This is a genomic window from Kitasatospora sp. NBC_00240 (assembly GCF_026342405.1).
Classification (GTDB): domain Bacteria; phylum Actinomycetota; class Actinomycetes; order Streptomycetales; family Streptomycetaceae; genus Kitasatospora.
On record NZ_JAPEMU010000001.1, the window covers coordinates 1,090,162 to 1,111,262 of the forward strand.

General features: G+C 72.5%; 17 protein-coding genes. 11 read left to right on the plus strand and 6 right to left on the minus strand.

The annotated features are described in order from the left end of the window. Positions 1 to 38: 38 nt before the first annotated feature. From OG689_RS04645 to OG689_RS04670, 6 genes are all read left to right on the plus strand, one after another. The gene (locus OG689_RS04645) at positions 39 to 1,823 is read left to right on the plus strand and encodes an ABC transporter substrate-binding protein (protein WP_266317952.1); all 1,785 of its coding nucleotides are present in this window, start codon (positions 39 to 41) and stop codon (positions 1,821 to 1,823) included. Next, on the plus strand, positions 1,820 to 2,746 hold the full coding sequence (locus tag OG689_RS04650; RefSeq protein WP_266317954.1) for an ABC transporter permease: 927 nt from the start codon (positions 1,820 to 1,822) through the stop codon (positions 2,744 to 2,746). The genes OG689_RS04645 and OG689_RS04650 overlap by 4 nt, the downstream gene beginning before the upstream one ends. A gap of 10 nt (positions 2,747 to 2,756) precedes the next feature. Continuing rightward, entirely contained in the window at positions 2,757 to 3,581 is an 825-nt protein-coding gene (locus tag OG689_RS04655; protein WP_266317955.1) for an ABC transporter permease, read from the plus strand. Next, positions 3,578 to 5,308 carry an ABC transporter ATP-binding protein gene (locus tag OG689_RS04660; RefSeq protein ID WP_266317956.1) on the plus strand — a complete coding sequence of 577 codons (1,731 nt, stop codon included), beginning with the start codon at positions 3,578 to 3,580 and terminating at the stop codon, positions 5,306 to 5,308. Before OG689_RS04655 ends, OG689_RS04660 begins: the two co-directional genes overlap by 4 nt. Further along, a complete protein-coding gene (locus tag OG689_RS04665) occupies positions 5,292 to 6,449 on the plus strand; it encodes an NtaA/DmoA family FMN-dependent monooxygenase (RefSeq protein WP_266317957.1) in 1,158 nt (385 codons plus the stop codon). Before OG689_RS04660 ends, OG689_RS04665 begins: the two co-directional genes overlap by 17 nt. 124 nt (positions 6,450 to 6,573) lie before the next feature. Further along, positions 6,574 to 7,599 carry an LLM class flavin-dependent oxidoreductase gene (locus OG689_RS04670; protein ID WP_266317958.1) on the plus strand — a complete coding sequence of 342 codons (1,026 nt, stop codon included), beginning with the start codon at positions 6,574 to 6,576 and terminating at the stop codon, positions 7,597 to 7,599. Between the two features lie 280 nt (positions 7,600 to 7,879). Here OG689_RS04670 and OG689_RS04675 read toward each other — a convergent pair whose 3' ends face one another. Next, positions 7,880 to 8,053: a hypothetical protein gene (locus OG689_RS04675; protein ID WP_266317959.1), complete on the minus strand. Its 174-nt coding sequence runs from the start codon at positions 8,051 to 8,053 to the stop codon at positions 7,880 to 7,882. A gap of 51 nt (positions 8,054 to 8,104) precedes the next feature. Between OG689_RS04675 and OG689_RS04680 the strand changes: the two genes are divergently transcribed. From OG689_RS04680 to OG689_RS04690, 3 genes are all read left to right on the plus strand, one after another. Beyond that, positions 8,105 to 8,257 (plus strand): hypothetical protein, encoded by a 153-nt coding sequence (locus OG689_RS04680; protein ID WP_266317961.1) that lies wholly within the window; start codon positions 8,105 to 8,107, stop codon positions 8,255 to 8,257. A gap of 309 nt (positions 8,258 to 8,566) precedes the next feature. Further along, positions 8,567 to 9,091 carry a hypothetical protein gene (locus OG689_RS04685; protein WP_266317962.1) on the plus strand — a complete coding sequence of 175 codons (525 nt, stop codon included), beginning with the start codon at positions 8,567 to 8,569 and terminating at the stop codon, positions 9,089 to 9,091. Positions 9,092 to 9,418: 327 nt separating this feature from the next. Continuing rightward, the gene (locus OG689_RS04690) at positions 9,419 to 11,527 is read left to right on the plus strand and encodes a cellulose binding domain-containing protein (RefSeq protein ID WP_266317964.1); all 2,109 of its coding nucleotides are present in this window, start codon (positions 9,419 to 9,421) and stop codon (positions 11,525 to 11,527) included. A gap of 106 nt (positions 11,528 to 11,633) precedes the next feature. Here OG689_RS04690 and OG689_RS04695 read toward each other — a convergent pair whose 3' ends face one another. Then, entirely contained in the window at positions 11,634 to 12,734 is a 1,101-nt protein-coding gene (locus OG689_RS04695) for an ionic transporter y4hA (RefSeq protein WP_266317965.1), read from the minus strand. 263 nt (positions 12,735 to 12,997) lie between these two features. Between OG689_RS04695 and OG689_RS04700 the strand changes: the two genes are divergently transcribed. Beyond that, positions 12,998 to 14,755: a cation:proton antiporter gene (locus OG689_RS04700; protein WP_266317967.1), complete on the plus strand. Its 1,758-nt coding sequence runs from the start codon at positions 12,998 to 13,000 to the stop codon at positions 14,753 to 14,755. Next, positions 14,752 to 16,068: a DUF2254 domain-containing protein gene (locus OG689_RS04705; protein WP_266317968.1), complete on the plus strand. Its 1,317-nt coding sequence runs from the start codon at positions 14,752 to 14,754 to the stop codon at positions 16,066 to 16,068. Before OG689_RS04700 ends, OG689_RS04705 begins: the two co-directional genes overlap by 4 nt. A gap of 182 nt (positions 16,069 to 16,250) precedes the next feature. On the opposite strand, the gene OG689_RS04710 is transcribed toward OG689_RS04705, so the two are convergent. The 4 genes from OG689_RS04710 to OG689_RS04725 form a co-directional block, all read right to left on the minus strand. Then, a complete protein-coding gene (locus tag OG689_RS04710) occupies positions 16,251 to 16,685 on the minus strand; it encodes a hypothetical protein (RefSeq protein WP_266317970.1) in 435 nt (144 codons plus the stop codon). 175 nt (positions 16,686 to 16,860) lie between these two features. Next, positions 16,861 to 18,684, minus strand: a complete 1,824-nt coding sequence (locus tag OG689_RS04715; protein ID WP_266317971.1) for a glycoside hydrolase family 15 protein — start codon at positions 18,682 to 18,684, stop codon at positions 16,861 to 16,863. Positions 18,685 to 18,757: 73 nt separating this feature from the next. Then, positions 18,758 to 20,122 carry a glutamate decarboxylase gene (locus OG689_RS04720; protein WP_266317972.1) on the minus strand — a complete coding sequence of 455 codons (1,365 nt, stop codon included), beginning with the start codon at positions 20,120 to 20,122 and terminating at the stop codon, positions 18,758 to 18,760. Between the two features lie 256 nt (positions 20,123 to 20,378). After that, positions 20,379 to 20,915 carry an NUDIX hydrolase family protein gene (locus OG689_RS04725; protein WP_266317974.1) on the minus strand — a complete coding sequence of 179 codons (537 nt, stop codon included), beginning with the start codon at positions 20,913 to 20,915 and terminating at the stop codon, positions 20,379 to 20,381. Between the last annotated feature and the right edge of the window lie 186 nt (positions 20,916 to 21,101).

Sequence of the window (21,101 nt, forward strand, 5' to 3'; positions counted from 1 at the left end):
CAGGCCGCCGATCCCGCGCCTCGGAAAGAAGCCCTGCCATGCCCACGCCCGACACTGCCACGCCCGGCACCGCCACCACCAGCACCGGTACCGCCGGCACCGCCACCACCAGCACCGGTACCGCCGGAACCGCCACCGCTGCTGCCGCCACCGCCGAGCGGCTGCGAACCGCCCCCCGCACCCGGCGGTTCACGTCCAGACCCGGTGTCGCCGTCGCCGCCCTCACCGCCCTCCTGCCGCTGGCCGCCGCCTGCTCCAGGACCGCGAAGGGCGCCGCCGACCCGGCGGCCGCCGGTCCGCCGAAGGCCGGGGGCACGCTCACCCTGGCCGTCCCCTACGGCCCGACCTGCCTCGACCCGCACCAGGGGCAGGCGGACGCGCTCTTCTCCCGCGCGGTGCTGGACTCGCTGGTCTGGCAGGACGAGAAGGGTGCCGTCCACCCCTGGCTCGCGAAGTCCTGGAAGATATCCGACGACCAACGGACCTACACGTTCGTCCTGCGCCCCGGCGTCACCTTCAGCGACGGCACGCCCTTCGACGCCGCCGCCGTGAAGGCCAACCTGGACCACGTGGTGGCCCCGACCACCAAGTCCGCGGGTGCCGCGCAGCTGATCGAGAACTACCGCTCGACCACCGTGGTCGACGACCACACGGTGGAGGTCACGCTCGCCGCCCCCGCCTCCTCCTTCCTCTCCGGGCTCGCCTCCCCGGGTCTGGGCATCGAGTCCCCCGCCACGCTGACCGGTGACCCCAAGGCACTCTGCTCGAAGATCGTCGGCACCGGGCCGTTCGCCAGCGCCGCCGGGTTCACTCCGCAGCAGGGCATCTCCTACCAGCGCCGCGACGGCTACGCCTGGGCGCCCGAGGGCGCGGCCAACCAGGGCCCGGCCCACCTCGACGGCCTGACCGTCCGCGTCGTCCCCGAGAACTCCTCGCGCCTGGGCGCCCTGACGAGCGGCCAGGCGGACGCCGCCTCGGCGATCGCGCCGGTCAACGTCGCCAAGCTGAAGGCCGACCCCGGGTTCGCCGTGCAGAGCGCCGTCGCCCCCGGAGTCCCGTTCAGCTACAACCCGAACACCGAGAAGGGCGCGCTCAGCGACGTCCGGCTGCGCAAGGCGCTGCGGGCGGGCATCGACTGGCCGCTGATCGTCGAGAAGCTCTACTTCGGGGTGTACCCGGCCGCCCAGGGCCCGCTCTCCCCCACCACACCCGGCTGGAGCAAGGCCGTCGCAGACCAGTACACGTACGACCCGGCGGCCTCCGCCGCGCTGCTCGACGAGGCCGGCTGGACGGCCCGGGACGCGGAGAACTACCGCACCAAGGACGGCAAGCGCCTGACCCTCGACTTCCTCTACGTCGGGGACTACTTCGGACCGCACGTCGCCCTGGCCACCCAGATCCAGGCCGCCGCCAAGCAGCTCGGCATCGAGCTGCGCAACCAGAACCTGGACGCCGGCAGCTACGTCAAGCGCGTCCTCGCGGGCGACTACGACCTGCTGAACAGCAGCAACAACAACTTCTCGCCGGACGGCCTGCGGCTGATCTTCGGCAGCGCGCACATCCCCACCACCAAGATCGACAACAACGCGGCCCGCTACCACGACGCCGGCGTCGACGCGAAGCTCGCCGAGGCGCTGGCCGCGGGCGACCCGCAGAAGCAGAACAGCCTCTACGCCGAGGTCCAGCAGAAGGTCACCGACGACGTCGCCATCCTGCCCCTGTTCAACAACGCCTACGTGCTGGGCACCTCCGCGAAGGTCCACGGCGTCGTCTTCGAGCAGCAGAGCTTCCCCAACTTCGCCGACGCCTGGCTGTCGCGGTGATCGGCGCCGTCGCCCGCCGACTGGGCGGCTCCGTCCTGGTGCTGTGGGGCGCGGTGACCGTCGCGTTCCTCGCCCTCCACCTCACCTCCGGCGACCCGGTCGACCTGCTCACCGGCCTGCGGGCCAGCAGCGACGGGCTGCGGGCCGAGATCGTCCGGGAGTACGGCCTGGACCGCCCGCTGGCACTCCAGTACCTCACCTTCCTGCTCCACATCCTCCAGGGCGACCTCGGCGACTCGTACGTGCTGCACCTGCCGGTGCGCACCGCGATCGGCCAGCAGCTCGGCTCCACCCTCCAACTCCTCGCCGCCACCGTGGTGGTGACCGTAGTGATCGCCGTGCCGGCGGCCCTGCTCGGCGCGGGCCGCCGGCCCTGGGTCCGCACCCCGGTCTCCCTGCTGGAGGGCCTGGGCGTGGCGGTGCCCGCCTTCTGGCTCGGCACCCTGCTGCTCGGGGTGTTCTCGTTCAAGCTCCGCTGGTTCCCCGCCCTCGGCGCACCCGGCATCGACGGCCTCGTGCTGCCCGCGCTCGCCCTCGCCGCCGCACCCGCCGCGGTGATCGCCCGGGTGCTCCGCCGAGGGCTGGAACAGACCCTGGACGAGCCCTTCGTCACCACCGCCCGCACCCGCGGCGTCGGTGAGGCGGCCGTCCGGCTGCGGCACGGACTGAGGCACGGACTGCTGCCGGTGGCGACGCTGGTCGGCTGGCTCACCGGCTCGCTGATCGGCGGGGCGGTGGTCGTCGAGTCGGTCTTCTCCCGGCAGGGCCTGGGCACGCTGGCGGTCACCGCCGTCCGCAACAAGGACCTGCCGCTGGTCATCGGCATCGTGCTGGTGGCCGGCCTGGTCTACACCGTCGTCAACACCGCCGTCGACCTGTCGTACCGCCTGATCGACCCACGGCTGCGCACCCGAGAGGCCTGAGGAGGAAACCGTGACTGTCGCAATCACCCGTTGGCGCCCCGGCGTCGTCCTGGCGTTCGTGGCCTGCGCCCTGCTCCTGCTGGCCGCGCTGGCGCCCGGCCTGTTCACCGGCACCGGGCCGGACGCGGCCGACCCGGCGAACACCCTGCTGCCGCCCGGCTCCGGCCACTGGCTGGGCACCGACGAGAACGGGCGCGACATCTGGTCCCGCGTGGTGCACGGCGCCCGGCCGTCGTTGCTGATCGGTCTCTGCGCCTCCGTCCTGGCGCTCGCCGCCGGCACGGTGGTCGGCGTCGTCGCCGCCCAGGGCGGCCGGGCGGCCGACCAGGTGGTGGGCCGGGTGCTGGACGTCCTGATGTCCATCCCCGGCGTGCTGCTGGTGCTGCTGGTCGTCGCGGTGCTCGGCACCGGCACCGGCAACCTGGTGGCCGGCCTGGCACTGGTCACCCTGCCCGGGTACGCCCGGCTGGTGCGCGCCGAGGTGCTGCGGATCCGCGGCGCCCAGTTCGTCGAGGCCGCGACCGTCCTCGGCTGGTCCAGGCTGCAGGTCGTCGTCCGGCACATCGTCCCCAACGCGGTCGGTCCGCTGCTGGCCCTCGCCACGGTGGGCGTCGGCGGCATGATCGTCACCGGATCGGCGCTCAGCTTCCTGGGCCTGGGCCCACAGCCGCCGACCGCCGAATGGGGCGCGATGCTCGCCGGCAGCGGCGACTACTTCGAGGTCGCCTGGTGGACCGCGGTCTTCCCCGGTGCGGCGATCACCGTCGCCGTGCTGGCCGTCTCCGCCCTCGGGCAGTGGCTGCAGGACCGGGCCGAAGGGCGGGTGGCCCGATGATCGGCGACCCCGGGACCGGCACCCGGCCGCGACACGGCACCGCGACCGGCGCGCAGGCCCCCGACGACGGCGCGCAGCCGCTGGTGGAACTGCGCGGGCTCACCGTCTCCTTCCCCGGCCACCGGGCTTCGGTCAGGGCGGTGCGCGGGCTGTCGCTCACCGTGCGGGCCGGCGAGAGCGTCGCCCTGGTCGGGGAGTCCGGCTCCGGCAAGAGTGTGACCGCGCGCAGCCTGGTCGGCCTGGCCGGCCCCGGCGCGCGGGTGACCGCCGACACCTTCCGGATCGACGGCCGCGAGGTGGGCGCGCTGACCGGCCGTCAGTGGCGGCCGCTGCGCGGGCGCCGGATCGGCTTCGTCCTGCAGGACGCCCTGGTCTCCCTCGACCCGCTGCGCCGGGTGGGGGACGAGATCGCCGAGGCCCTGCACGCCCACCGCAGTGTCCCGCGCGCCGAGGTGCCCGGGCGGGTGCTGCGGCTGCTCGCGGACGCGGGCGTGCCCGACCCGGAGCTACGGGCCCGGCAGTATCCGCACGAGCTCTCCGGCGGCCTGCGCCAGCGGGCCCTGATCGCCTCGGCGATCGCGGCCGGTCCGGCCCTGCTGATCGCCGACGAGCCGACCACCGCCCTGGACGTCACGGTGCAGGCTCAGATCCTCGACCTGCTGGCGGAGCGGCGGCGGGCCGGCATGGCGCTGCTGCTGATCAGCCACGACCTGGCGGTGGTGGCGAAGGTCGCCGACCGGGTGCTGGTGATGAAGGACGGCGAGGTCGTCGAGGAGGGCCCCACCGCCGAGGTCCTGGCGAACCCCGGTCATCCGTACACCCGGCAGCTCCTGGACGCGGTCCCGCACGCGCACGCCCGCGGCACCCGGCTGTCCGGGCCGCGCGCCGGGATCCCGCTGCCGCGGCACGCCGACCCGGCGGGGGCGCCGGTGGTGCTCGCCGCCCGGGGCATCGGCAAGTCCTTCGCCGTGGCCGGGCGCGGCAGGCTGACCGCGGTGGAGGACGTCTCGTTCACCCTGCGGGCCGGCCGCACGCTGGGCATCGTCGGCGAGTCCGGCTCGGGCAAGAGCACCACCGGGCGCCTCCTGCTCGGGCTCGCCCCGCCGGACACCGGCTCCGTCGAGGTGGAGGGGACGTCCTGGCTCGGCCTGTCCGCCCGGGAGCGGCGCGCGCTGCACCGGCGGGTCCAGGTCGTCCACCAGGATCCGCTCAGCAGCTTCGACCCCCGCTACACGGTGGCCCGGATCCTCGCCGAACCGCTGGCCGCCACCGGCCTGCCGCGCGGCGAACACGCCTGCCGGGTCGACGAGTTGATGGACCAGGTCGGGCTCGGCCGGGACCTGCTGCGGCGCCGGCCGCGCCAGTTGTCCGGCGGGCAGCGCCAACGGGTGGCGATCGCCCGGGCGCTGGCCCCGCACCCACGGATCATCGTCCTGGACGAGCCGGTGGCCGCACTCGACGTCTCCATCCAGGCGCAGGTGCTGGACCTCCTCCTGGATCTCCAGGCCGAACTCGGCGTCGCGTACGTCTTCATCTCCCACGACCTCGGGGTCGTCCACCACATCGCCGACGAGGTCCTGGTGATGAAGGACGGCCGGACGGTGGAGGCCGGCGACGTCGGCGAGGTCTTCGCCGCACCGCGGCACCCGTACACCCGCGCACTGCTCGACGCCGTCCCGCAACTGGACGGCCCGTCCCCCAGGAAGGCCCATGAGCACCGGACGTGAGCTCCACCTCAACCTGCACATGGTCGGCGGCGCCATGGGCGTCCACCCCGCCGCATGGCGTGAACCCGGCTCCGACCCGCACGGCTTCGCCAAGGTGGAGACCTGGGTGGAAGCCGCGCGCCTCGCCGAACGCGGCCGGATGGACGCGGTCTTCCTCTCCGACACGCCCGGCGTCTTCGGCGACATCGACCGGAGCCCGCACGGCGCCTACTACCTGGAGCCGACCCTCATCCTGACCGCGGTCGCCGCGGCCACCGAGCGGATCGGGCTGATCGCCACCGCCTCCACCACCTCCAACGAGCCCTACAACATCGCCCGCCGGTTCAAGTCGCTGGACGTCCTCAGCGGCGGCCGCGCCGGCTGGAACGCCGTCACCACGTACATCCCGCAGGTGGCCGCCAACTTCGGCGGCAGCGGCCTGCCGCCGCGGACCGACCGCTACGCGCGCGCCGAGGAGTTCGTCGACATCGTCAAGGGACTGTGGCGCAGCTGGGAGCCGGACGCGCTGCTGGCGGACGCGGCGAGCGGGCGCTTCACCGACCCTCGTCGGCTGCGGCCGATCGACCACCGCGGGCAGCACTTCCAGGTCCGCGGGCCGCTGCCGCTGCCGCCGTCCGCGCAGGGCCACCCGCTGGTCGTGCAGGCCGGGGCCTCCGAACCGGGCCGTGAACTGGCCGGGCGCACCGCCGACGTGGTGTTCTCCGGCGCCAAGACGCCGGACGTGGCGCTGGCCTACGCCGACGACGTGCGGGCCCGGGCGGAGCGGCACGGTCGTGACCCCCGGTCGGTCAAGATCCTGCCCGGGCTGATGACCACCATCGCCGACAGCCGCGGCGAGGCGCTCCGACGGCTGGAGCGGCTGGACGAGGTCGCCGGGCACGCACCGTGGCGGGGGGCGCACATCGAGGCCGTCGGCACGCCCGAGCACGTCGCGGACGTCGCCGAGGAGTGGTTCGCCTCGGGGGCGGCCGACGGCTTCACCCTGATGCCGGACGTCTTCGCCGACGGGCTGCAGGCCTTCGTGGAGCTGGTGGTGCCGATCCTGCAGAAGCGCGGCGTCTACCGGTCCGACTACCGGGGGACGACGCTGCGCGAGCACTTCGGCGTCGCGCACCCCTACCCGGCCGCGGCGGGCGTGTGAACCGCCCGGCCCGGCCCGCCGGCCCGCGGGCCGGCCGGCACCCGGACGGCGCAGCCGCGCGCCCGGGTGCCACCACCGATCCACGCCCCCGGCACGCCGGGGGCCGAACCGTCAGGAAGTGGGCATGACCGCGTTCTCCGTCCTCGACCAGGGCCCCCGCCGGGCCGGCGTGAGCAGCGGCGAGCTGCTGGGTGAAGCCGTCCGGCTCGCCCGGCACGTCGAGGAGCTCGGCTTCAGCCGGTACTGGGTGGCCGAGCACCACGCGCAGGCGGCGGTGGGCATCTCGGCGCCCGAGATCGTCATCGCCCACCTCGCGGCCCGGACCACCCGGCTGCGGATCGGCGCCGGCGGGATGCTGCTGCCCAACCACGCGCCGCTGCACGTGGCCGAGCAGTTCCGGACCCTGGAGGCCCTGCACCCGGGCCGGATCGACCTCGGCATCGGCCGCTCCAGCGGCACCGAGCACGGGCCCACCGCGGCGGCGCTGCGCCGCTCCTCGCCCGCCCCCGAGGTCTTCACCGGGCAGCTCCTCCAGCTACTGGCGTTCGGCGGACGGGGTTCGCTGCCCGCCGGGCACGAGCTGGGCTCCGTCCGGGCGGTGCCGGACGACGCGCCGCTGCCCGGCGTGTTCCTGCTGGGCGGCAGCCCCTCCTCGGCCGTCGTGGCCGGCCGGCTCGGCCTGGGCTACGCCTATCTGGCGGCCTACCAGGACCCGGCCAACGCCTTCCTCGCGCTGCGCCGCTACCGGGAGGAGTTCGTGCCCGCGTACGAGGGGGCGCGGCCGTGGGCGATCCTCACCCTGACGGTGGTGGTGGGCCGGGACGACGCGCACGCCGACGCGCTCGCCACGCCGTGGCGGCTCGCGCTGGCGCAGCACGCGGCGGGCAACTCCTCGGCGCTGCTGCCCGTGGAGGAGGCGCTGGCGTACCGGCCGACGCCGGCTGAGGCGGCCGCGCGGTCCTCCGCCCCGCTGAACGACCTGCGCGCGGAGGTCGTCGGCGGCCCCGCGACGGTGGCGGCGAAGCTGAAGTCCTTCGTGGCCGAGTCCGGGGCCGACGAGGTGATGGTGGTGGCGAACACCTACGACCCGGCCGACCGCCGGGAGTCCTACACCCGGCTGGCCGAGCTGGTGGGGCTCGTCGGCGCCTGACGCGCCCGCACGCGGGACGGTGGGGGCGGGACACCGTGGGTGTCCGGCCCCCGCCGTCCGTGCCGGGATCGGCGGGTGGCGGGCAACTCGGCAGCGGCGGGGGTCACGCCGGAGGCCGACTTTCCCGGCCGGCGCGGGTCAACCGGCCGACGGCGCGCCGCTGCTGGCCGGGCGGGCACCGTGCTTCGGTGAAAGCCCCGGCCTGCGGGCGGACGGAACGGGACTGTAGGGGCCGGCGGAACGGGGCGCCGTGCGACGGCGGGAGGGCCGGGGCCGGCCATCACAGGTCGGGGTCGGGGCCCGTCACGCTGTGGCGGCCCTTCAGACGCCCGGCCCGCCGCACGCGGCGCAGCAGGATCCGTTCCCCGATGCCCAGAAGCTGGTCCGCGACGGCGATCGCGAACAGGGTCCCGGTGACGACATGGCGGAAGAGGGAACCCGGGGTGAAGGCCATGCATCCGGCCCCGACGGTGAGGAACAGGCCGCAGAGTGGCGAATCCGTCCAGTGACCGGACCGCTTTCGTCGGAACACGCCGCACTCCTCTGCCCGTCGGCCGCAGCCCTGCTCCGTCAGCAGCTGACCCGATACCGCGCGTTCGCCCTCGCCCACGACTTCCCCTTCGACGTCGCCTACGACCGGGACGACCGACAGGGGTGAGCTGTCCGGGACTCGGTACCGCTGCGGACGCACGACCGACAGGGGTGAGCTGTCCGGGACTCGGTACAGCTGCGGACGCAGACCGCAGCGAACGCGTCGGAACCGATGCGGTGCACCGCAGTGTCCTGCTCCACGAAACCGATGTATCAACGGGGGGGAACCACTATGGCCGAGAACCCCGCACGGACTGCGGCGATGCGCACCACTTGCGTCTTCCTGCTGGTGGGCACAGCCGCGTGTACGTCCGGCGTGCCAAGCCTCACGGGTCCGGTGCAGTCGGCCGGTCCCACCGCCTCGGCGGCTCCCGCCGTGCCGACGCCACCCGGGTTTCCGCAGGAGGCGCAGCGGCTGGTCCTGGAGTCGGCCGAGCGTGACGGCCGGCCTGCCGTCGAAGGTTCGGTGGTGCTCGTCAGGTGGAACGACGTGGAGGTGCCGCAACTGCTGTGGCTGGCCGAGGGGGACGGCGGCATCTGCAAGGCCCAGTCCTACGGCGACGCCGGCTATTCGGTCGGCTGCGCGAAGGAGTCGGACATCATCGCGGCGCCCTCTCCCGGGTTGCAGATGATCATTTCGTCGAGCCTGAACGACCGTATGAACAGCTGGAACGGCGTGCTGCTGGCCAGCGACGAGACGCTGGAGGAGATCTCCTGCGGGCCGCAGCACTTCCCCACCCACAAGGTCCTGACAACGAGGATCGGCGGTGTCATCCGTACCGTCTACTCCGTGACCTATCCCTGGGGGCTGGGGGGCAGCTACCGTGCCACCGTCGAACGGGCCGGCCAGCAGATGCCGGACACGGTCCAGGTCCTCGCCGAGGGCCAGGCGCAGTGCTGACGGACCGTTCGAGGTGAGTTTCCCGGCGCTGTGTCCGGTCGGCACGCTGAGGACGCTGCTGCCGGGGACGAACGGGAAAGCCGAGCGGGAGAGCCGCAGCAGGCCGTGACGCTGCCGGCTCCCGCGCTGTCACGGTCCTGCGCTTCGGCGTGTCAGGAAGATTGACACAGTCGGCGCACCCTCCCATCATGGGAGCGCTCCCACACTCCACCCGTCGCACGCGTCCTGCACCGCTGGCGCGGCGCCGCACACCGCACAGTTCCCCGTCCATCGTCCGGCTCCGCGGCGTGGCCACGGACCGGCGTTCCACCCGGGAGGAACTCCCCCATGCTGTTCCGCAGGAGACCGGACCGGCTCCGTCGCCCCCTCGCCGTGACGGCCGCGGCCGCCCTGGCCGTGGTGGCCACGGCCCTGCCGCTGTCCACCCCCGCCGTCGCGGCCGACCCGGCCGCCACCGGCGACACCTCGGTCACGGTCAACGCGAGCGCGGGCCTGGGCACCGTCAGCTCCACCGCGCTCGGCGCCAACACCGCCATCTGGGACTCGTCCATGAACGACCCCGAGGTGACCGCCCTGTACAAGGCCGCCGGGATCGGCGCGCTGCGCTACCCGGGCGGCTCCTACTCCGACAACTACCACTGGGTCGACAACACCGCACCCGGCGGCTACGTCGCCCCGGGCACCGGCTTCGACGCCTTCATGGGCACCGTGCAGGCCTCCGGGGCCCAGCCGATCCTGATCGCCAACTACGGCTCCGGCACGGCCCAGGAGGCAGCGGACTGGGTCCGCTACGCCAACATCACCAAGGGCTACGGGGCGAAGTACTGGGAGATCGGCAACGAGATCTACGGCAACGGCGTCTACGGCAACGGCTGGGAGAACGACACCCACGCCGACAGGACGCCGGACCAGTACGCCAGGGAGGTCAAGGCGTACGCCACGGCCATGAAGGCCGTCGACCCCACCGTCAGGATCGGCGCGGTGCTCACCATGCCCGGCAACTGGCCGGACGGGATCGTGGCCGCCGGCGACACCGCCGACTGGAACCACACGGTGCTCGCCGCCGTCGCCCACGACATCGACTTCGTCAGCGTCCACTGGTACCCCAACGCCGGCGACGGCGACCAGTCGCTGGCCGCCGTGCAGCAACTGCCCGGTGAGCTGCGCGAGGTGCGCAACCTGGTGAACCAGTACGCGGGGGCCGACTCCGCGAGCATCGGCATCGCGATGACCGAGGTGAACTCCAACTCCGGCAGCGGCCCCTTCACCAGCCGCCCCAACGGCCTGTTCGCCGCGGAGGCCATGAGCACGGCGCTGGAGAACGGCGTCTTCAGCGTGGACTGGTGGGACACCCACAACGGCGCGGGCGCCATCACCACCGTGGGCGGCGAGACCGACTACGGCGACATGGGCATGCTGTCGAACGGCAGTTGCACCGGTGGCGTCTGCGAGCCGGCGGTGAACACCCCGTTCGCGCCGTACTACGGCATCAAGGCGCTGGGCGCCCTCAGCGACCCGGGCGACAGCATGGTGGCCTCCGGCACCTCCGGTTCCGAGGTCTCGTCGCACGCGGTGCTCCGGGCCGACGGCGACCTCAGCGTCCTGCTGCTGAACAAGAGTTCCACCGCCCCGCACACCGTGGACCTGCGGTACCTGGGCTTCACCCCCTCCTCTGCGGCCCCCTCGGTCCAGCGATGGGCGCCCGGCGACGACGGCCTGGTGGACGCGACCGGTACCGCCACCTCCTCCTCGGCGACCCTGGCCCCGTACTCCATCACCGTGCTGACCATCCACCCGCAGCCCGGCACCGGCTCGACCGCCGCCACCGTCGGCACCCCGGGAGCACCGCGGACCACCTCGGTGGGCGCCGGCACCGTCACCCTGGGCTGGCCGGCCGCCGCCGGCCCGGTGGACAAGTACGAGGTCTACGAGCAGCTCGGCACCACCGTCCAGTTGCTCAGCACCGCCACCGGTACCTCCGCCACGCTCCACAACCTGCCGCCGGGCACCCGGCACACGGTCAACGTGCTGGCCAGGGACCAGGCGGGGCGCCTCTCCCGGCCCTCCGTACCGCTGACCTTCACCACCGGCACGCCGAACGACAGCACCTGCACCGTCTCGTACCAGGTGACCGCCGGCTGGGGCAACGGCTTCGTGGCCGGCGTCGTGGTGAGCAACCTCGGCCCGGCGGACATCAACGGCTGGACGCTGGACTTCGACTGGCCGTCGACCGGGCAGTCCGTCGGCTCGTGGTGGAACGCGAGCGTCACCGGCTCGGGGCAGCACGTCCGGGTGACCAACGGCGAGTACAACGCGCGGCTCGCGCCGAACGGCGGCACCTCCGCCGACTTCGGCTTCGTCGGCGGCAACAACGGCGCCAACCCGTCCCCGACGGTCTTCAGGCTGAACGGGACGGTCTGCCGGACCATCACCTGATCAACCCGCCACCCCGGGTCGGGCCCCGCCCGACCCGGGGTGGCGGCGAGGGTCGGAGTTGCGGAGACGAGCCCATCAGGGCGGTGTCAGGCCGCTTCCCGGCCCGTCAAGGGCTGACCGCGAGCACCAGGTACGCCGCGAGGACCGACAGGTGGACGGCCCCTTGGAGCGGTGTCGCCCGGCGCGGGATGACCGTCAGCGTGCCGATCGCCACCGTCAGCGCCAGCAGCACCATGTGCGTCGGGCCCAGCCCCAGGACGAGCGGGCCGCTGAGCCACACGGAGGCCACCGCCACCGCGGGTACGGTCAGTCCGATGCTCGCCAGCGCGGAGCCGAGCGCCAGGTTGAGGCTGGTCTGCACCCGGTTGCCGACGGCCGCCCGCAGCGCCGCGATCGTCTCCGGCAGCAGGACGAGCAGGGCGATCACCACACCCACCACCGAGGCCGGCAGGCCCGCGTCGGCGACGGCCGACTCGATGGTCGGCGAGACGACCTTCGCCAGGCCCACCACGGCGACCAGGGCGACCCCGAGCAGGCCGAGGCTCGTCAGAGCCTCCCGTGAGGTGGGCAGTTCGCCGTGGTCCTCCTCGTCCAACAGCTCTCCCTCGGCGGTGACCTGAAGGAAGTAGTCGCGGTGGCGCAGCGTCTGGGTGGCGACGAAGAGCCCGTACAGCCCGAGGGAGGCCACGGCGGCGAAGGTGAGCTGGGCGGTGTTGAACTGCGGGCCGGGCGTGCTGGTGGTGAACGTCGGCAGCACCAGGCTCAGGGTGGCGAGCGTCGCGATGGTGGCGAAGGCCGCGCCGGTGCCCTCCGCGTTGAAGACGGCGACACGGTGCCGGAGCGCCGCCAGCAGGATCGACAGGCCGAGGATGCCGTTGCAGGTGATCATGACGGCGGCGAAGACGGTGTCGCGGGCGAGCGTCGCATTCTTCACCGGCGCACCGGCCATGAGGGTCACGATCAACGCCACCTCGATGATCGTCACCGCCACGGCCAGCACCAGCGACCCGAAGGGCTCGCCCACCCGGTGCGCGATCACCTCGGCATGGTGCACCGCCGCGAGCACGGCGCCGGCCAGGAACACCGCCACCACGGCCACCACCGCACCCGGCAGCGACCGCCCCCACGTCAGCGCCAGCGTCACCAGTGCCAGCAGCGGCACGGTGACGGTCCATCGGGTGAGGCCTGCGCGGATACGGTCGATCATCCGTCGAGCTTCGCACCCCGACCCCGCACCCGGCACGGTACGGCGCAGCCCGGGGTGTCGCGGTCGCTCCCACAGCCAGGTCGCGAGCTCGGAGCGTGCCCGCCCCGCCGCGACGGACTTCCGAACGGCGTCGTGTACCGGCAGTACTCCCGGAGAGCCGATCGGGTGGTAGGAGCCGTGTCCGACCGTGATGGGCGACCGCGGGGCTCCCCGACGGGGTTGAATCCCACGGGCCCCCAAAACTCGGACGGAGGACGACCGCTATGACCGGCGAAGAGATCCTCCTCGGTATGGCCCTCACCGTCGCCCTCGCCACAGGGTCGCAGGTCCTGGCGAACAGACTGCACGTACCCGCGCTGATCATCCTCCTGCCGGTCGGCTTCACCGTGGGCGCCCTGACGGACGTCATCCACCCCGGACGGCTCATCGGCCCGGACTTCCCGGCGCTGGTCTCGCTGTCCGTCGCGGTGATCCTCTACGACGCCGGCCTCGGACTGAACCTGCGCAACCTCAAAGGTGTGACCCGCGGGATCGTCGGACGGCTGCTGATCATCGGCATCCTGGTCACCTTCTTCGCCGTCTGCGCCGTCGGCCCGGCGCTCTTCGACATCCCGCTGCGCGTGGCGGCGATGATCGGCGTGATCCTGGTCGTGTCGGGCCCCACCGTCGTAGGTCCGCTGCTCGAATACGTCCGGCCGACGGACAAGGTACGACGCATCCTGATCTGGGAGGGGACGCTCACCGACCCGATCGGCGGCATCCTCGGCGCCATCGTGTTCCACGCCGTCGCGACCAGCGGGCAGATCGACATCGGCCGCGGCTACCAGATCGGGCAGTTTCTGATCAGCATGGGCGTCGGCCTGGCGGGGGGCGCGGTCGGCACCGGCCTGCTCTGGCTGGCGCTGCGCAAACTGCGGCTGGGCGAGACGCTCGGCACGCTGGCCCAGCTCGCGACGGTGATCCTGGTCTCCGCAGGCTGCGACATCGCCCGCGACGACACCGGCCTGATCGCCGCGATCGTCACCGGACTCGCCGTCACCAACCTGCCCGGTCTGGACATGCCGGCCCGCAGGCCCTTCCTCGAAACGCTCGTACAGCTGATCATCGGACTGCTGTTCATCTCCATCTCCTCCGCCGTCACGCCCGCGTCGGTCACGCCCGTGCTCGTGCCCTCCCTGATCCTGATCGCGGTCCTCGTCCTCCTCGTCCGGCCGATCATCGCCTACGCCTCCTCCCGCGGTTCGGACCTGACGGTGGGCGAATGGGGCTTCATCGGGTGGATGGCGCCCCGCGGCATCGTCGCCGCCTCGACCGCGTCCGCCTTCGCCGCCACCCTGGTGGAGAAGGGACTGCCCGGCGCCTCCAAGATCCTGCCGATCACCTTCCTCGTGATCGTGGGCACGGTACTGCTCTACGCGCTCACCGCCGCACCCGTGGCCCGCCGGCTCGGCGTCGTCCGGCCGAGCCGGACCCGGCCGCTCCTCGTCGGCGGCGACCCGTGGGTGATCGGCCTGGGCAAGGCCCTGGAGTCGGCGGGGCTCGACGTCCTGATGTGGGCCGGACTCGACGAGGAGCGCGCGCGGATCAGGGCGGCCGGCATCGAACTCGCGCGGGGGGAGATGCTGGCGACCGCGACCAACCCCCGGGCCCGTCTGGAAGGCGTGACGGCCGTGTTCCTGCTCACCGACGACGACGACTTCAACGCCCTCGCCTCGGTCGTCGTCAAGGACAACGTCCAGGGTCCGGTCTACCGGGTGGGGCCGCCGCAGGGCAGCCACGGCGTGGTCGCCCCGTACACCGGGGGCGACATCCTCTTCGGCCGGTCGCTGGTCCGCCACATCGTCGCGGCCCGTTACCGGCAGGGGGCCCGATTCCTGCTTCACCCCGGCTCCGCACCGCTCCCGCCGGACCACGACGTCCTTTTCGTCATCCGCCCCGACGGCCGGCTCGACCCGGTCACCGAGTCACGCCCCGCCACCCCGCTCCCGGACGACACTGCCGTCCTGCTGGGTCCCGCATGATGTCCTGGGCAGCCCGGTTCCGGCTGCGGCAGTACGCCAAGGCGAGCCTGTGGATCGTCCCCCTGTTCGGGCTCGTCCTCGGCGTCGCCCTCGCCGAGGCGGCCACCGCAGCGGACGGCGCGTCCTGGCTGCCGAAGACCTGGGACTACTCCGCGACGACGGCCAGCACCGTCCTCAGCTCGGTCGTTGGCTCGATGATCGCGCTGCTCGGGTTCGTCGTCACCATCGGCGTCCTGGTCATCCAGCAGGCCACCGGCACGCTCTCCCCCCGCTACATGCGGCTCTGGTACCGCGACCGGCTGCAGAAGGCCGTGCTCGCCACCTTCACCGGCACCTTCGCCTTCGCGTACACGCTGCTGCGCAGCATCGAGACCGACTCCGTGCCCAACCTCGGCGTGACGCTTGCCGGGGTCGCCGTCTCCGTGAGCCTCCTGTTGCTGCTGATCTACCTCAACCGGTTCACCCACAACCTGCGACCGGTGGCCATCGCCGACATCGTCGGCCGCCAGGGCGAACAGGTCCTCGGCCACGCGGCGGCGCACGTGCGGAGCGCCGCGGCGCCCGGCGGGGCGCCGCTGCCGGGCGATCCGGTTGCCTTGGTGCGGACGGAACGAGGAGGTGTCATCCAGGCGTTCGACGCGCCCGGCATGCTCTCGCTCGCGACCCGGCACGACTGCGTCCTCGTCCTGGCGGCATCCGTCGGCGACTTCGTGCCGCCCGGCGGCACGATCGTCGAGGTCCACGGCGGTCCCACCGCGCCCGCCCGTGACCGGGTGGCCGGCCTGCTCGCCCTGGGCGCGGAGCGGACGATCGAGCAGGACCCGGCCTTCGCCCTGCGCATCCTCGTCGACATCGCCATCAGGGCCCTCTCCCCCGCCGTCAACGACCCCACCACCGCCGTCCAGGTGCTGAACCACATCGAGACGTTCCTGCACGTCGTCGGCCGCGTCGGCCTCCGCGACCACTACGTCCTCGCCGACGGCCACGGGAGGCCGCGCCTCGTGGTGCCCGGCCGGTCTTGGGAGGAGTACCTGGAACTCGCCGTCACCGAGATCCGCGACTACGGCGCGACGTCCGTCCAGGTGTGCAGGCGCCTGCGGGCCCTCCTCAAGGGTCTTCTCGTGGCCTTGCCGGACGAGTGCGGGCCCGCTCTGCGCGCCGAACTCGTCCTGCTCGACGACGCGGTGGAAAGGGGGTTCGGTGACGCCCCCCGCCGCGCCGACGCCCGGACGGCCGACCCCCAGGGCATCGGGGGACGACGCTCCCGGGGCACCACACGCGAACCCCCGGCGCCGGACGAGACCGCCCCCTGAGCGTGCGCGGGTCCCCTGCGTCGCCGTACGGATCCGCATGGCACCCGCCTGGAGCCAGGGCCCGCGGCCTCGTCGTCGAGCGCCTCGCCGGCCGACATCCGCGCGACGGTCCCGGCCGGGTGGAGATCGTAGCCCGCCACGAACGGCTGTTCCGGCGGGTCTCCGCCCCCCCGGGCCCCTGCTCAGACCCGTAGTCCCTCGACGTGATGCGGCTCGGCGAGCAGCCCGTAGATCACCAGCACGGACATGAGCATGGTGAACAGGGACCAGTAGGGGAAGGCCGAGATGAACATCATCTGACCCACCAGGCAGAAGGAGGCCAGCACGATGCCGGTGATCCGGGCCGCCCTGACACCCAGCAGCACACCCAGGCTGGCCAGCACCTGCGCGATGCCCACGACCACCCAGATCCAGCCCCACGCGGTGTAGTTGAAGATCAGCAGACGATTGCCGTGGTTGGCCGTCGTCTCGTAGTAGCCGTGGTCGAGGATCGCGACGAACCCGTTGATGATGTCGAACAGTCCGCTCAGCATCAGGAGGATTCCGGCGAAGGCCACCCAGTGCGAACGCTCCAGCGGTGGCACATTTGTCTGGGAATTCGGAGGAGATGACTGCATGGATCCATCAGAGGCCGCTCGCGTACCGAGGTGCAAGGCATCGTGAGCCGTTGGTGTCACACACCCGGCGCCGTCGCTCCGCGGGCGCCCGCTCGCGGCATGCAGGACGCCGAGATGGTCACCGCAGGCCGCCCGTGCCCGGGAAGCGGCAGCGGCAACCGTTCGACGGCGCGGCTCAGGACCGCGCGCGCAGCTTGTCGATGGCCTCGTCCAGGGTCGACGCCGCCATGATGAGCGACAGGTGCGTGAACGCCTGCGGGAAGTTGCCGAGCTGCTCGCCGCTCGGGCCGATCTCCTCGGCGAACAGGCCGACGTGGTTGGCGTAGGTGTGCATCTTCTCGAAGGTGTACCGCGCCGGGCGGACGCGCCCCGCCCGCGCCAGGGCGTCGACGTAGAGGTAGGTGCAGAGGCTGAAGGTTCCTTCCGAGCCGCGCAGCCCGTCCGGGGAGGCGGCCGGGTCGTAGCGGTAGACGAGACTGTCCGAGACGAGCTTGCGCTCCATCGCGTCCAGGGTGGAGAGCCACCCGGGGCTTTTCGCGGCGAGGAACCCCACCCGCGGGACCAGCAGCAGCGAGGCGTCCAGGACGTCGCCGCCGTAGTGCTGCACCAGGGCCTGCTCGGCCTGGCTCCAGCCCTTGTCCATCACCTGTTCGAGGATGCTGTCGCGGGCGATGCGCCAGCGCGGGATGTCGGCCGGCCGGCTGAGTTCGGTCGCCAGGCGCATGCCCCGGTCGAAGGCCACCCAGCACATCACCCGGCTGTAGGTGAAGTCGTTGCGCCCGCCGCGGGTCTCCCAGATGCCCTCGTCCGGCCGGTCCCAGTTGTCGCAGAGCCAGTCCAGGGTCCGGGCGAGGCCCTTCCAGCCGTGGTAGCCCAGCTCCGTGCCGACGTCCAGGCCCTCGGCCATGGCGTAGAGGGCCTCGCCGTAGATGTCGAGCTGGAGCTGGTCGGCGGCGGCGTTGCCCGCCCGCACCGGACGCGAGCCCCGGTAGCCCTCCCAGTGGTCCAGGGTCTCCTCGGTGAGGTGCGGGTCGCCGTCCACCCGGTACATGATCTGCAGCCGCTCGCCGGGCAGGTCGGCCCGGTCGCGCATCCGGTCGCCCAGCCACTTCGTGAACGAGGTCGCCTCCTCGACGAACCCGAGGTCGAGCAGCGCCCGGACCGAGAGCGACCCGTCCCGGATCCACGAGTAGCGGTAGTCCCAGTTCCGCTCACCCCCGACCTGCTCGGGCAGACCCATGGTGGCGGCGGCGACCGGGGCACCGGAGGGGTGGTAGGTGAGGAGCTTCAGCGTGATGGCCGAACGGTTGACCATCTCGGCCCAGCGGCCCCGGTAGCGGGAGGTGTGCAGCCAGTTCTGCCAGAAGTCCACCTCGCCCCACAGCTTCGCCGTGATGTCCTCCACGGTGAGCGGGGGCGGCGGCCCGCCGTCGGGTGCGCAGGTGGTGAACACGGCGGCGGCGGACTCCCCGATGTCCAGGGTGACGGCGCCGCGGACGTCCTGCCCGTCCCGCTCCAGCGGAAAGCTGGCCTGGAGGTGTCCGGTGATCCCGGGCGCGCGGAAGACCGCGTCCTGCCCACCCAGCTCCAGCTCGTGCCCGGCCCGGCCGTAGTCGAAGCGGGGCCGGCACTCCAGGACGAAGCGCACGGTGCCGCGCACCGCCCGGATCACCCGCATCAGGCTGTGGCGGTCGGTCGGGGTGCGGCTCGTGTTCGCCGGCATCCAGTCGACGACCTCGCCGACCCCGTCCGGCGACATGAACCGCGTCACCAGCACACCGGTGTCCGGGTAGTAGAGCTGCTTGCACGACATGTCCGAGTGCTCCGGCGCCAGCCGGAAGTGCCCGCCCCGATCGTGATCGAGCAGCGAGGCGAAGACGCTCGGGGAATCGAACCTCGGCGAGCAGAACCAGTTCACCACGCCCTGCGAGGACACCAGGGCGGCGGTCTGCAGGTCGCCCACCAGGCCGTGATCGGCGATCGGAGGATAGCGGTCCATCAGCGTCCAATCCAGATGGCTACGATGTGCCCACCGTCCGACATGCCGGGTGGGAGGACGGCAACTCGGCCCGTCAGTAGCCGGTGCCGCGCTTGACCTGGGCCCGCTCGACGTCGTGGGCCGCCCCCTTGCGGTCCAAGGTGGCACACGCATCGGCGATGTCCTGTGTCAGGCGGTCGATCTGGCCTCGGCTCAGGGTCTCCTTGACCAGGGCCCGCAGGATCTTCACCCGCTCCGCGTTGGGCGGGAGCGTGTACGCCGGCACCATCCAGCCACGCTCGGCCGAGAGCTGCCAGGCGATGTCGGACTCGTCGTAGGCATGCCTGCCGGCAAGGCGGAAGGCGACCAGCGGCAGCTGCTCAAGACCGCTCCCGATCACTTCGAAGCGGCCGCTGTCACGCAGATTGTCCGCCAGCGCGCGGGCGTTCGTCTGCATCGTCTCCATGACGTAGGTGTAGCCCTCGCGACCCAGCCGGACGAAGTTGTAGTACTGCGCGAGCACCATCGACGCGCCGGTCGAGAAGTTCAGCGTGAACGTCGCATCGGTCTTGCCCAGATAGTTCTCGTAGAACACGAGGTCCTTGGCCAGGTCCGACTCCTCACGGAAGACCAGCCAGCCGATGCCGGGGTACACCAGACCGTACTTGTGTCCCGAGACGTTGATCGACCGGACCTGCTCCAGCCGGAAGTCCCACTTCGAGTCCGGATAGAGGAAGGGCCACACGAAGCCGCCACTGGCACCGTCGACGTGGATCGGGATGTCGAGGTCCCGCTCCTTGCGGATTCCCCGCAGGAGCTTGTCGATCCCGACGACGTCGTCCATGTGGCCGGTGAACGTGGTGCCGACGACGGCGACCACGCCGATCGTGTTCTCGTCGAGGTGGGGCTCCACGTCCTCCGGGCCGATCGTGTACTTGTTCTCGGCGAGCGGCACGATGCGCGGCTCGACGTCGAAGTACCGGCAGAACTTCTCCCAGACGACATGGACGTCACCGCCGAACACCAGGTTGGGCCGCTCGACCGACAGGTTCGCCGCCTTGCGACGCTCCCGCCACTTCCACTTCAGCGAGAGCGCGCCGAGCATGATCGCCTCGGAGGAGCCCTGGGTCCGGCATCCGGTGGTACTGCCCGGCGCGTGGAAGAGATCGGCGAGCATCCGCACACAGCGCTGCTCGATCTCCGCGGAGATCGGGTACTCGGCGTGATCGATGAAGTTCCGGTGGAGGTTCTCGGCGATGATCCGCTGCGCCTCCGGTTCCATCCACGTGGTGACGAACGTGGCGAGGTTGCGCTGCGGGTCGCCCTCCATGACGAGGTCCTCGCCCACCAGCCGCATGGCGTCCGTCGCGGTCATGCCCTTCTCGGGAAAGGTCTCCGAAGGCGCGGGCACGGTCAGGAAGCGGTTGCCGAACAGGGCGGCGGGGTCACTCTTGCTCATGCAGGCGACTCAACCACCGCGAGCCGGGAGCTGAGCCCAGGACTCGTGCTCCCGGCTCGAACGTCACCCGAACGGCCCACCTGTCCAGGCAGGATGTGACTTGGCCCTGAGTGCGAAGCGGCAGAGACCGTCCTTCTCTACAGGGTGGGGCCGAAGCCGACGGTGACGGTCGGCCGGGAGGCGGCCGGACGCCGGCGCGGCACTGCGGAGCAGGCAGGTGGTCCCGCCGACGGCCTGTGCCCGGGGCCCGACCGGATCAGGTCAGGCAGCCCACATGCGCGAGGGCCCGCTTGAGCAGGACACCCTGTCCGCCGGGCATCTCCAGCTGGACCACGGACGATGCGGCCTCCTCCGGGCTGAACCAGACCAGGTCGAGGGCGTCCTGCCGCGGCCGGCAGTCGCCGGCCACCGGAATGATGTAGGCGAGGGACACCGCGTGCTGCCGGGGGTCGTGGAATTCGGTGACGCCCGGGGTCGGGAAGTACTCGGCAACCGTGAACGGCTGGAGCGAGGCCGGGACCCGCGGCAGCGCCACCGGACCGAGGTCCTTCTCCAGGTGCCGCAGCAGTGCGTCGCGGATCCGCTCGTGGTGCAGCACCCGGCCGGAGACCAGCGTCCGGCTGACCGTCCCGTCCGGAGCCATCCGCAGCAGGAGCCCGACCCGGGTGACCTCGCCGGCTTCGTCGACGCGGACCGGCACCGCCTCGACGTACAGGATCGGCATCCTGGCCCGTGTGCTCTCGAGTTCCTCGGGAGCAAGCCAGCCGGGCGTGGTTTCCGTCGTGTCAGACATTGACCGATCATACGGTTCCCGGCGCACCGCCGTGCTGAGGACGGGGCTGCGGCCTCATTTCCTGCCCCGGCGACGACTCCCGCGGCCACCGGGACCGGGGGCCGGGTCGGGGGCGGGAGCAGCGCGGCGCGACGGTGAACGGCGGGCCGGCTTCGGCCGTCGGGGCGGCCGCCCGGAGCGAGGCCC

What these genes read in the sequence shown, in the direction of transcription:
- OG689_RS04645 (WP_266317952.1), top strand. Translation starts at nt 39, where the DNA reads ATGCCCACGCCCGACACTGCCACGCCCGGCACCGCCACCACCAGCACC.
- OG689_RS04660 (WP_266317956.1), top strand. Translation starts at nt 3,578, where the DNA reads ATGATCGGCGACCCCGGGACCGGCACCCGGCCGCGACACGGCACCGCG.
- OG689_RS04665 (WP_266317957.1), top strand. Translation starts at nt 5,292, where the DNA reads ATGAGCACCGGACGTGAGCTCCACCTCAACCTGCACATGGTCGGCGGC.
- OG689_RS04670 (WP_266317958.1), top strand. Translation starts at nt 6,574, where the DNA reads ATGACCGCGTTCTCCGTCCTCGACCAGGGCCCCCGCCGGGCCGGCGTG.
- OG689_RS04675 (WP_266317959.1), bottom strand. Translation starts at nt 8,053, where the DNA reads ATGGCCTTCACCCCGGGTTCCCTCTTCCGCCATGTCGTCACCGGGACC.
- OG689_RS04690 (WP_266317964.1), top strand. Translation starts at nt 9,419, where the DNA reads ATGCTGTTCCGCAGGAGACCGGACCGGCTCCGTCGCCCCCTCGCCGTG.
- OG689_RS04695 (WP_266317965.1), bottom strand. Translation starts at nt 12,734, where the DNA reads ATGATCGACCGTATCCGCGCAGGCCTCACCCGATGGACCGTCACCGTG.
- OG689_RS04700 (WP_266317967.1), top strand. Translation starts at nt 12,998, where the DNA reads ATGACCGGCGAAGAGATCCTCCTCGGTATGGCCCTCACCGTCGCCCTC.
- OG689_RS04705 (WP_266317968.1), top strand. Translation starts at nt 14,752, where the DNA reads ATGATGTCCTGGGCAGCCCGGTTCCGGCTGCGGCAGTACGCCAAGGCG.
- OG689_RS04710 (WP_266317970.1), bottom strand. Translation starts at nt 16,685, where the DNA reads ATGCAGTCATCTCCTCCGAATTCCCAGACAAATGTGCCACCGCTGGAG.
- OG689_RS04715 (WP_266317971.1), bottom strand. Translation starts at nt 18,684, where the DNA reads ATGGACCGCTATCCTCCGATCGCCGATCACGGCCTGGTGGGCGACCTG.
- OG689_RS04720 (WP_266317972.1), bottom strand. Translation starts at nt 20,122, where the DNA reads ATGAGCAAGAGTGACCCCGCCGCCCTGTTCGGCAACCGCTTCCTGACC.
- OG689_RS04725 (WP_266317974.1), bottom strand. Translation starts at nt 20,915, where the DNA reads ATGTCTGACACGACGGAAACCACGCCCGGCTGGCTTGCTCCCGAGGAA.